Source organism: Paenibacillus sp. HJGM_3 (genome assembly GCF_045062745.1).
Taxonomy (GTDB): Bacteria; Bacillota; Bacilli; order Paenibacillales; family NBRC-103111; genus Paenibacillus_AA.
Map to the genome: position 1 here is coordinate 23114 of NZ_JBJGED010000038.1, position 12321 is coordinate 35434.

At 54.8% G+C, this 12321-nt stretch carries 7 protein-coding genes; all 7 read left to right on the plus strand.

Annotated elements, in window-relative coordinates; translation table 11 throughout:
* The first annotated feature begins 242 nt into the window (after positions 1-242).
* On the plus strand, positions 243-2819 hold the full coding sequence (locus ACI5FR_RS29800; RefSeq protein WP_405461271.1) for a LamG domain-containing protein: 2577 nt from the start codon (positions 243-245) through the stop codon (positions 2817-2819).
* Between the two features lie 152 nt (positions 2820-2971).
* Entirely contained in the window at positions 2972-3250 is a 279-nt protein-coding gene (locus ACI5FR_RS29805) for an ArsR/SmtB family transcription factor (RefSeq protein ID WP_405461273.1), read from the plus strand.
* A gap of 101 nt (positions 3251-3351) precedes the next feature.
* Entirely contained in the window at positions 3352-3735 is a 384-nt protein-coding gene (locus ACI5FR_RS29810) for a VOC family protein (RefSeq protein ID WP_405461275.1), read from the plus strand.
* Between the two features lie 206 nt (positions 3736-3941).
* Positions 3942-6305 (plus strand): helix-turn-helix domain-containing protein, encoded by a 2364-nt coding sequence (locus tag ACI5FR_RS29815; RefSeq protein ID WP_405461277.1) that lies wholly within the window; start codon positions 3942-3944, stop codon positions 6303-6305.
* Between the two features lie 125 nt (positions 6306-6430).
* Complete coding sequence (locus ACI5FR_RS29820; protein WP_405461279.1) at positions 6431-10219, plus strand: Ig-like domain-containing protein; 3789 nt, start codon at positions 6431-6433, stop codon at positions 10217-10219.
* 211 nt (positions 10220-10430) lie between these two features.
* Positions 10431-11390, plus strand: a complete 960-nt coding sequence (locus ACI5FR_RS29825) for an ABC transporter permease (RefSeq protein WP_405461281.1) — start codon at positions 10431-10433, stop codon at positions 11388-11390.
* 14 nt (positions 11391-11404) lie between these two features.
* Positions 11405-12301 carry a carbohydrate ABC transporter permease gene (locus ACI5FR_RS29830; RefSeq protein WP_405461282.1) on the plus strand — a complete coding sequence of 299 codons (897 nt, stop codon included), beginning with the start codon at positions 11405-11407 and terminating at the stop codon, positions 12299-12301.
* The last annotated feature ends 20 nt before the right edge of the window (positions 12302-12321 follow it).

Consider the following 12321-nt stretch of genomic DNA (forward strand, 5'->3'; position numbering starts at 1 on the left):
GCTTCCAGGACCCGTATAATAGGGGCGTAATTCCTATCACAGCATGGCTCGAGTCAGGAGGTGCGAATTAAGAAAAAAGCTTGCCGTCCTCAACACCGGGACCGTCCCAAAGAATCCAAGTTCCAAATCGGTCGGATGCATGCCAAGATGTAATCATGCGACATTGGATTCTTGTCCCCTAGAGAGTTGGTTACATCTCGGTGTCTCCGATCACCATCCCCCCAAGGAGCGTGAAGCGGAAAATGAGTATGCTGTCGTTCAAGCGCATTCGGAAATCAGTTGTATCCGCATTGGCCATCCTTACCGTAGCTTCTTCCATCCTGGCGTTTCCTCCTCAGTCAGCTTTCGCCGCATCCGAGTTCACCGTCAACCAAGGCACGGTGCTGCAGTCCGACTTTGTCGGCCACGGTACCGAGTACAACCAGAATCTGTACGCCTCCATCAGCGCCGTGGACGGGATCACCACGAGCAACGTGTCGCTGCTCGAGAACGAAGTCAAAGCGCTCGATTCCCAGATTGTCCGCATCTTCTTTGACTCCAAGGCGCTCGATACCGTCAACTATCCGGATTACATGTCCTCTTTTGAGAAAACGGTCTTGCTCGCTCAGAACACCGGGGCGGAGATCAACATCACGTATTGGCACGGCCCCTACACGAACGTCACCACCCAAATGCAAGATTTCGCAAACGAGCTGTACCGATTGAAAGTGACACTGGGCTACTCTAACGTCAAATATGTGACCATCCAGAACGAAGTGAACACAACCTCCATCACTCAAAGCGATTATGAAACGTTCTACCGGACGCTGCACTCCCAGCTTACGACTCTCGGCATTCGCAGCGGGCTGAAATTCATCGGCGGCGACTTAACCTTCAACAACCAGCAATCGTGGTTCGATTACATGGCCGCTAACATGAGCGATGTGCTCGACGGGTACTCCGTCCACATCTATTGGGATTACGACAATAAGGCTTATGGCTTGACCCGCCTGACGGACGTACGCGCGATCGTCGACGCGATGCCGGCCGCCGCCCGCAAACCCGTATACATCATGGAGTACGGCGTACGCGGCGACAAGACGGTGTGCACGCAAGATCCCGGCTGCTTGAACGGCACGACCACCCCGATCGGCGATACGCTTGTGAACGCCTTCCAGCACGCGTGGTTCACTATGAATGCAATCAACAAGAAGTTCGTTGCCCTGACGAAGTGGGACGCCTACAAAGCGAAATATGACAACGGCACCCAATACCATAGCGTCATTGGCAACGGGACGGACGGGTATCCAGTTAAGCCGGCGTACAATGTCATCCGGTTGTTCACGCATACGTCCAACCCGCACTGGAATATCGTCAGCGTGAGCGGCTCCGTTACAGGCAAGCTGGTGAGCGCTCTGAAGGATCCCAATTCGAGCAATCTGGCGGTCTACGCGCTTAACGACACGGGAGCCAGTACGACGATCTCCATCGGCGGACTGGGTGCCAACAAGCCGATGCGCCTATACATCTGGAACAAGAACGGCGACGGCGGGATCAGCGACGAAGGGGCCGTATCCGCGGATTACCTGGGCAACGTTGAGGTGCGCCTGCCTTCGCAGAGCTTCGCCGCGTTCACGACATTGGGCGCCTCGGACTTGGAACGGATGGCCTATTACAAATTCGACGAGTCCAGCGGGACATCGGCCGCGGACAGCACGGAATTCGCTCACACCGCGACGGTAGTAAACGGCACTTGGGCTGCGGGCAAGATCGGGAATGCGCTCAGCCTTAACGGAACGAACGCCTACGCAACCGCTCCGCACATTCTGGATCCGGTCTCCCCGTCCGGCTATCAGGGCTTCAGCGCCACGGCCTGGGTCAAGCTGAATGCCGATACGGGCATCTCGAACTACATCATCCAGCAGGACGGCACGAACGGCAAAATATGGCTGAACCGGTACCTCGACGGCCGTCTCGAGACGTTCCTCGGCGGTACGGCCACATTCTCGACCGGCACGATCCCGGTTGGCGTATGGACGCATGTCGGCGTCACCTATGACGGCTCCATGGTCCGCCTGTTCCTGAACGGCGAACTGGACGGATCGCGTACGATCGCCCTGAATTCCGAGCCGGCCGGAGGGATGATCTTCGGAGCGAGCAAAACGTTCGGCAACCTGTGGAACGGTCAGCTGGACGACATTTCCATCTACAACCGCAAGCTCAATGCCACCGAGATGAAGGACCTGTACAACAGCACCTATTGGAAGTTCGACGAGACGTCCGGTACGACGGCGAACGACTCCAACGGCGTCAACCAACCCGCCACGCTCGTGAATGGCGCCAGCTTCGTCGCCGGCCGGGTGAACAACGCCTTGTATCTGGATGGCATTAACGACTACGCTTCCACCGGCAGCATTTTGAATCCGGGGACGAGCAACTTCACGGCCACCGCATGGGTGAAGCTGGACGGAGCGTCCAGCACCGCGCAATATGTCCTGCAGCAGAGCGGCACGAACGGCCGAATCTGGCTGTACCGCGACAGCACGGGCGTCGTCGGCACCTATCTTGGCGGTACGCCGCTCCTCGGGACGACGAACATTCCGCCCGATCAGTGGGTGTTCATCGCTGTCACCTATGATGGGACCACGGCACGGGTCTACATGAACGGGAATCTGGAGAATTCTGCGGCGAGAACGGTAACTTCCGAGGCCGGCGGACTGCTCATCGGGGTCAGCAAGACGTCGTCGAACTACTGGAAGGGCTGGATCGACGACATGCACGTCTACAACCGCGTGCTGAGCAGCACCGACATCCTTGATACTTACGAATTGGGACGTTAAGCAGGTACACGAATAGGTAAATAATACGGCAGGCCATCGACTCTAGTCGATGGCCTGCTGTGTTGGCGGGCAGCATAATTTAAAATGATCTTACGCAACTTTAAAGTTGCTTGTACTTGACAAGCAACCTGTAGGTTGCTTATACTTAATATATGAATTGGGACAAAGACGCTATATTCAAAGCACTTGGCGACTCGACTCGGCGGCTTATGTTAGACGAACTCTCCGAACGCAACGAGTTGACGTTGTATGAACTTACGGTACGTCTAATTATGAAGCACGACCTTACCATTTCGCGACAGGCGATAGCTAAACATCTTGCTGCATTGGAAGATGCAGGGCTCGTAAAATCAGAAAAAAAGGGAAAATACCGAGTGGTTATATTCAACAACGAACCCCTTAAAAATTTGCTGAAAGGATGGATAGAGTAATTTTATTTATAAACTTCTGACGAATGTATAGGTATTTCTGATTGAAGCCAGATTGTTAGCGGAGCACCATCGTCGCAAATTTCAAAGGAGGCAAAAACATTATGAAAATCATCGTTACAAGTGTATTCGTTCAAGATCAAGACAAGGCATTGGAGTTTTATACAGCAACACTGGGCTTTGTAAAAAAGCATGACGTTCCCGTCGGAGAATTTAGGTGGATCACGGTTGTTTCTCCCGATGAGCAAGACGGTACCGAGCTCTTACTTGAACCGAATGACCATCCTGCGGCCAAAGAGTATCAAAAGAAGATATTTGCCGATGGCATCCCAGCAACAATGTTTGGCGTTGCAGATATTAATAAGGAGCACAAACGATTATTGGAAAACGGCGTGAAGTTTACCATGGAGCCGACCAAAATGGGCGAACTCACAATAGCTGTCTTTGACGATACATGCGGCAACCTTATTCAGATTGCGCAGAAATAACCTTATGACGAAATATGTGATGCAACTCGCCAAGCCGAGATATCCTCTTCAAGGATTCTCGGTCTTTATTTTTCTTCCGCTTCGCTAAAGAGCGACTCCGTTTTCGAAAAAGCCGCATTTCTTGCATGATTCGCATTTTTTAGGATTGACAGGAAATCCCGATGCGTGAATGATAGGGTCTAACAAGGAAAAGGGGGTGCCCTCCGATGGGTATCATCCGATTGCCGAAGGGCCGTAAATATTTGCAGCGCATCGTGCTGTACTTTAACCTATCCGTTGTCGGGCTGCTCGTCCTTTTCTCAATCGCCTATTACGCCTATTCCAAGAACATCGTCCTGCAGACACAGAAGGATGCTAATGAAAAAGTATTGTCCCAAATCAAATACAACATCAATTATTTGCATGAGATCGTTCAAAATATCGCGATTATGATGAGCTTCGACAAGAGCATGATTTATTTGATGAACGCCAAAGATCCGGATTCCTTCACGAAATTCCAAACGCTGCGCATGCTGGATACGGTCGCCGACTCGACCTCCTTCGTTGACTCCATCGCCGTCTACAGCGGCGTCGCCGAGCGCATGTACGTCGGGGGCTCCGGAACATGGTCCCGCGAGCACTTGAATGAACTCGAAGAGATGTCGCATCGCATCCTGCTGCAATCCGGACCATCGACCGGTGGAAGAATGGTGCCCATGAAGACGAATGAACGGAGCGAGAATGTGGATCTGTTCTCCTTCTTCGTCCTTGAAAGCCATCCGACGAACGGCGCGCTTCCCAATGCGGTTATCGTTAATATTAGGCCGCAATGGGTGTTTGATAATATTTCCAATCTGAACATCCTCGGTGGGCAGCAAGACGGGATCGTCCTCTTGGATCGGAAGGGGGATGTACTGGCTTATCACAACGAGGCTGCGATGAGGCTCGCGGATGCCAATTGGCGGTCGGCGGCCGCTTCCGCAGCAGAACCCGGCATTTTCACGGTCCGCCGGATTAACGGAGAGAAATACTTGATTTCCAAAATCGGCGTCGGGGTGAATGAATGGAGCATTATGAGCCTCTTGCCCTACGATAAAGTGATGGGGCGGGTGCAGTCCTTTCGCGATATCTCCTTCCTCTTGATTGGACTTGCTCTACTGAGCTCGGTCGTGCTGTCCGCCGCGGTCGCGAACCGGTTGTACCAGCCGATCGGCAAGCTGACGGAGCAATTCCGACGCAATGCGCTCGTCCCACTGGCGGGGGTTCCCAAAGCTCACGATGAAGTGGGCTACATATCCGGCGTGTATGAGCTTACCCTGAACAAGCTCCGACTGGCCCGTCAGGAAGAGAATCGCAATCAGCAAATCGTAAACGACTATTATCTGCGGCGCTGGCTAACCGACAGCGGATCGCTGACCGAGGAGGAGCTGGGCGAGTGTCGCGCAGCGTTTCCCCATCTGTTCACGAAGGAAGGAGGAGCGGAACCGGTCTGGATGGTAGCCGTGCTGACACCGGATACGCTGCCGCCGGCTTCCCGGTCGTCCGTGCAGGACGACTTATTCCGGTTTGTCGTGTGCAATATCACGGAAGAGACGATTGCCGGTTCCTTCCCGGTTCGTGTTTTGGACATGAAGAACGATTTCCTGGTGGCGATCGTGCGGACGACTGGCGCCAGATCGGATTCGGACGCCCTGCGGGCACTGCTAGCGGAATCGGTCGAGACTTGCCGCCATTATTACCGAAGAACGTTTTCTGCAGCGGTGAGCCATCCTCTATCCGATTGCAGAGCGGTCAGTACCTTGTACCGGGTGACGGTTCAGCAGTTGATGTATCGGCTGCTGTATGGCCCGGGATCCGTTATCACGCCGGGGGATGTTGAGGGCAACATGACCCGTCAGGAGTATACGATTCCGATCGAATGGGAAAAGAAGCTTGGAGAAGCGATCCGTGCCCGAGACGATAAGACGATCCGCTCTCTGCTCGAGAAGTGGTTTGCGGCGATTGCCGCCTTGCCTTATGACGATATGACGTTCGCCGTTCAGCAAATCGTACTTGTGATCCGGCAAGTGCTTCGGGAGCCTGTATTCGCCGCTCATTTCAACTCGGTCGCGATGCAGACGCTGGGGACCAGCGTCATTCGATCTGATACGCTGGCTGAGATGCGTGAGAAGATCGAGCACTTTCTGGAGCAGGTCTGCCTGGCGGAGAGGGAAGCCCAGAAAGAAGACAAGAACAAAATCATTGTAGACGCGATCAAGGAGTTCGTGGAGAAAAACGTCCTGGACATCAATTTGAACCTGCAATCCGTGGCGTCGTATTTCAAAATGTCTTCGGCGTACGTGGGCCGCATTTTCAAACAATACGAGAACGTTTCCGTGGGCGACTACATTAACGGGTACCGGCTGGACAAGGCGCGCGAGATGCTTCTTAGCAGCAGCTTCAGCGTGAAGGAAGTCGCCGATTATCTCGGCTTCAACAATGCGAGCTACTTCATCACGCTGTTCAAAAAGAAATACGGCTTGACGCCGAGAGAATTCCGGATGAATGTGGCGCTCGGGGAAGAGAGACGGCTTGACGGTTCGATAAATTGATACGAAATGCAAATTCTGCAACGGTTCTTGGGACATTGTCTTCGTTTTGGGATAGCCGCCGCGTCCGCCGCCAGCCAGAATAAATACCGCAAGGCCACACAAAATCACGGAAGGACGTGTTGGTGATGAGCAAACGGTATTGGGCGGCACTATGTTTGGCCTGGCTGCTGCTGGGCTGGCTGGCTGCCCCGAGCGGTCATGCACTGGAAGGGACGACTGCGAAGGCTTTTTATGTGGCTCCGGATGGGAACGATTCCAATTCAGGCGGGCCAAGCGATCCGTTCCGTACGCTGGAGATGGCGAGGAACGCTATTCGTTCGCTCAAGAGCGAGTTCGGATTGCCGGCCGGCGGCGTAACCGTCTATTTGAGAGAGGGCACTTATCCGAGGAGCGAATCGTTCGAGCTGACGGAGGAGGATTCCGGTACCCCCGATTCCCCGATCGTCTATCGCGCCTATCCCGGCGAGACGGTTCGGCTGTCAGGCGGTACGAAGCTGGACCGCTCCGGCTTCAAGGCTGTTACCGACCCGGCCGTGCTGCAGCGGATCATCGATCCGGAGGCGCGCAGCCGACTGTTGCAGTTCGACCTGGCGGCCCACGGGTTGACCGACTATGGACAGCTCAGCAGGCACGGTTACTGGAAGGCGAGCGATATCAGCCTGCTGCCGCCGATGCAGCTGTACGTCGACGGGAAAGGCATGACGCTGGCCCGGTGGCCGAACAACGGAACCGTCCAAATGGGGGATATCGTGGATCCCGGGCCGACGGTGGACGATCCGGATCTTCAGTTGAGAGGAGGGACTTTCAAGTACGAGTACGATCGTCCCAGGTACTGGACGCAAGCGGATGACATATGGCTGGACGGCATCTTCGGCTACAGCTGGGAGTGGTCGTACAACAAGATCGCGAGCATCGATACCGAGAACCGGTCGATTACGCTGCAGTATGGCGAAATGTCCGGCATCCAGAAGAACTGGTACCCCGATTTCCATTTCGCCGAGAATTTGCTGGAAGAGATCGACGCGCCGGGCGAATATTACATCGACCGGAAGAACGGCGTATTGTATGTTCTTCCGAACGCGGCCTTCCTGACCGGACACGGCGACATCACGGTGACGACGCTGAAGGGGCCCATGATCACGACGATGGGAGCTTCCCATATCCGGTTCGAAGAGCTCATGCTGGAGTACGGCCGGGATACGGCGGCGGTTATTATCGGAGGCGCCGGCGTGACGATCTCGCATCTCGACATTGCCAACTTCGCGGGCGGCGCCGTGTACGTCAACGTGCCGAGCCGGTTCATGGCTCCTGTTCCGGATAGTGCGCTGGTCGGCGTCGATCATTCGATTGACAGCACCCACATTCACCATATCGGGGCGCTGGCCGTTACGCTGAACGGCGGGGACGCGGCTCTTCTGACACCGGGGAACAATCAGGTGACGAACTCCCATATTCATGACTTCGCTTTCTACAACAAAGCTTACAATCCCGGCGTCGTCCTGCGGGGAGTCGGCAACCGGGCGGCCGGCAACGAGATTCACGATGCGCCGCATCCGGGGATCTTGATTTTCGGCAACGATCATCTGGTCGAATACAACAACGTCTACGACATTTGCAAACTGTTCTCCGACCTCGGCGCGATCTATATGAATGCTGGAGCGACCCCGCAGGAGCGGGGGACGGTCATCCGGCGCAATTATTTTCATCATATCGGAGAGCACAAGCCGGGCGTGGAGGGAGTGTATCCCGACAACCTGACGATGGGGCTGACAATCGAGCAGAACATTTTCTACAAGATGGGAAATGCCGCGATCAAAAGCAATGCCGGGTCTTACATTAAGGCGGACAATAATCTATTCATCGACACGTTCGTTCCGTACGACAACCAAGAGATGTTCATGGGCAACGGGCCCGGCAACAAGATCGATACCGACTATATGCCGCAATGGAAGGCGATCTTCGAGCGGTATAACAATTTCATCGGTACCCCGTACTTGACCGAATATCCGGAGCTTGGCCGCTTCTTCGAAGAGAACCGCTATTATCCGGACAGCAACCGTTTTACGAACAACGTCATCTACAACCCGACGGTTCAGCGGTCCTCGGAGGTCAATTCGCAAGGCGCGAGGGATGTGTACAGCCTGCTGAATTATGCCGGCAACTGGGTGACCGACCAGGATCCGGGCTTCGAGAATCTGACCGGCGGTGATTTGCGGCTGCGGGAGGACGCACCGGTATGGAGCCAAATTCCCGGCTTCGTCAAGATCCCGTTCGAGCTGATCGGCACGCAGGGGAAAGTCGGGATCTCCCATGCGCCGGATACCGTCGAGCTCCTCGATGTCGAATTTCCTTATGCGAACATAACGATGGGATTGGGCGAGACCGCGGCCGTCCTAGCCGAGGCGATCCCTTGGAATGCCACCAATGCATCGGTGACATACAGCAGCAGCAATCCGGCTGTTGCGGCTGTAGACGCGAACGGCAGCGTGCAGGCGCTGGCGCCGGGAACGGCGGTGATCACCGCGCGGTCGGCGGCCAACCCGGCTTTATCGGACGAATGCGAAGTGACGGTTGTGGGCGGCGACGGGGTAATGTACTTCACCGATTTCGAATCCGGCGGTAACGGCTGGCCGGTAGACGCCAATCACAGCATTGAGGCGGATTCGGAAGGCAATCATTGGTATCGGCTGGCCGGGGGAGCGAATGCCCAATCGCAGAGAGACTTCACCGACTATGTGCTCGAATACAAGCTGAAGACGCCTGCGTCGATGCCTGTCGGCGCGAACTTCCTGATGTACGAACGCAACGGGACGAACGGCAGCGGGTATGTCTTCTACAAGAAGACGGCAGCGGGATCCTTATGGGCGTTGTACGACTCGAAGTGGCAGACGCTGGCGGAAGTCGACCTGACCCAAGACGATCTCCTGCCCGATCGGATTTATGAGATCAAGCTCGTGGTCCAAGGAGCGAACGTCAACCTGTACGTCGGCGGGGAGCTGCGTCTGCTAGGGGTGAACCCGTCCCACAGTCCTAGCGGTAAAGTCGGTTTTTATGTAGAAGGATTTACGGACATGCGGTTTGACGACGTGAAGTTCTCGCTCATCCGGGAGCCGGTAACGGGAATCGAAGTGAAGCCTGGCACGCTGTCGCTTCAGATGGGCGAGAGAAGCCAGCTGGCGGCGAGCGTATGGCCGCAGGAAGCCTCCAACCGGAAGGTACGGTGGATGTCCAGCGATTCGGCCGTGGCGAGCGTAGACGACACGGGCTTGGTGTCGGCGCATCAGCCTGGAACGGCGGTCATGACAGCCGTATCCGACGAGAATGACCAAATAAAAGCCGAATCGGCCGTTACGGTTCTCCCCTGGCCGGATTACCCGATTCAATCGCTGAATAAGGCCGTCAAGGACAAGAAGGGATGGACGGATTCGGATGCGGTTGATTTTCATAAAGGGAACATCCGAATCTCGGGAGAAGGCGTATACGGTTACGAAGAGCAGAAGTTCGGCAGCGCGCTTCTTCGGTTCAATGCCAAGCTGGGAGCGTTCGGCGGAGGCTGGTATGGGTTCGCGCTGCGCTCCGACCGCACCGGCGATCCGACCTGGGTGAACGGCAATAAAGGCTACCTGGTTGTCATTAAGGAGGACCAGATTGAATTCCAGACGTGGAAACCGGGGCAGAAAATGGTCCGGATTATCCCGAATACGGAATTCAAAGCCGGCGGCGAATATGAGATCGAGATCGGCGTCATTCGTTCCTCTACAGGAGAACGATTTATCCTCAAATCGGGTTCCCGCGTGATCCTGAATGAATGGGACGCCGACCCGAATAATCCGATCGCGGCGGAAGGGTATTTCAACGTGTATAACTATGCCAAGGGGAACGCGATCGAGTTAATGCCGGCTAAAGACAAATAACTTCGCCTTGCGGAGCCGCCCGGATATATGGAAAGGGCGGCTCTTGTTATCGGTAGGATGCGAATTTTGATGGAAACCTCAAATTAGGCGATCGGAATTGATACGATATTCAATTTTTGAGATATCTGAAGCGCTTGCCGGTATGCCATGATGAGGGAGCGGAACGTCGACGAATCCGAACCATCTTATCCGACAAGGGGGGACAGACCGCATGAGCCAATCCGAAGTCGTCGCGCGTTTCGCCGCCGCCGAGGGCAAGACGAAACACCGCAGGAAGTTTCGCAGCGGCGATAAGGAGCTCACCCTTCTCGCGCTGCCGGCGATCCTCTATATTTTCATCTTCAGCTATCTGACCATGTTCGGCGTCATCATTGCCTTCAAGAACTACAGATACGACCAAGGCATCTGGGGGAGCGAGTGGGTTGGGCTCGACAACTTCAAATTTTTCTTCCTGACCGAAAAGGCGTATATTGTCACCCGCAATACCGTGCTTTACAATGTCTGGTTTTGGATCGTGACGACGTTCTGCGCTTTGCTCGTCGCGATTCTGCTGAACGAAATTTCGCGAAAGTGGAGCAAGTATTACCAGACGGTCATGTTCCTTCCGACCTTCGTATCCTGGGTCGTCATTATGTACCTCGCGCAAATGTTCCTGCATCATGACTACGGCTTCATCAATCGGCTGCTGGAATCGGTCGGCGGGGAACGAGTACGCTGGTATTTGGAGCCGGCCTACTGGCCGATGATCCTTACTTTGGCCCATTTGTGGAAATCGATCGGGTTCTCGGCGCTCGTCTATTACGCAGGTATCGTGGCGATCGATCCGTCTTATTACGAGGCCGCGCGGATCGATGGAGCGACCCGGTTCCAGATGGTGCGCAAGATTACGATTCCGATGCTGGCCCCGCTCATCACCATCCTGTTGATTATGGCGATCGGGAGCATGTTCCGCGGGGATTTTGGCCTTCACTTTTTCGTATCAGGCAATTCACCGCTGCTGTACAACTCGGTCGATATTATCGACACGTTCGTCTACCGTGCGCTCAGCGTGAGCGGCGACATCTCGATGGCGGCCGCCGTCGGTCTGTACCAGTCGCTGGTCGGGTTTGTGCTGGTGGTGGCGGCTAACTATACGGTGAAGAAAATCAATGAAGAAAATTCCCTTTGGTAGGAGGTATCGCATCCTTGAAACGAGTAGCTTCAACCCGCAACCAGGCAGGCAATGCGATCATCCATGCGGTGTTTTTCCTCCTGTCCATCGCAATCGTGGCGCCGTTTCTGTTGATCGTATCCGTTTCCTTGACCGATGAGAAAGCGTTGACGGCGTTCGGGTATTCCTTCTTTCCGTCCCGCTTCAGCTTGGTCGCCTACGAATTCGTCCTGCGGACACCCGGCGTGCTGCTGCGGGCATACGGGAACACCATTTTCATCACCGTGACCGGTACCATCCTGAGTCTCTTGATCACCAGCATGGTCGCGTACACGATCTCGAGAAGAGATTATCGGTGGAGAGCCCCGTTGACGGTTTATATCTTTTTCACGATGCTGTTCTCCGGCGGTCTGGTGCCGTTCTATATCCTGATGACGCAGTACCTGCATCTGAAAGATTCGCTTTGGGCGATCATCCTTCCCGGCATGCTGTCTCCCTTCTACGTACTCATTATGAAGGGATTCATGGGCAAAATTCCGCATGAGCTGATCGAATCGGCCAAAGTGGACGGGGCGAGTGAATGGCGGATCTTCTTCCTCATGATCTTGCCGCTCTCGACGCCGGCGCTGGCGACGCTCGGTCTGTTCATCGCATTCAATTATTGGAACGAGTGGTTCCACGCGCTCCTGTTCATCGATAACGACAAGCTTGTTCCACTCCAGCTTCTGCTTGTCCGAATCATGAATACGCTCGATTTTCTCCGCAATAACAGCGAATACATCCAGAACTTGGGGCTGGACATGAGCCAGCTGCCCAACGAATCGATGCGGATGGCGCTGGTCATTATGGTGGCCGGCCCGATGATGTTTGTCTTTCCGTTTTTCCAAAAGTATTTCGTGCAGGGCATCGCGGTAGGTTCGTTAAAAGGGTAGTCCCAATCAATGATAGAATA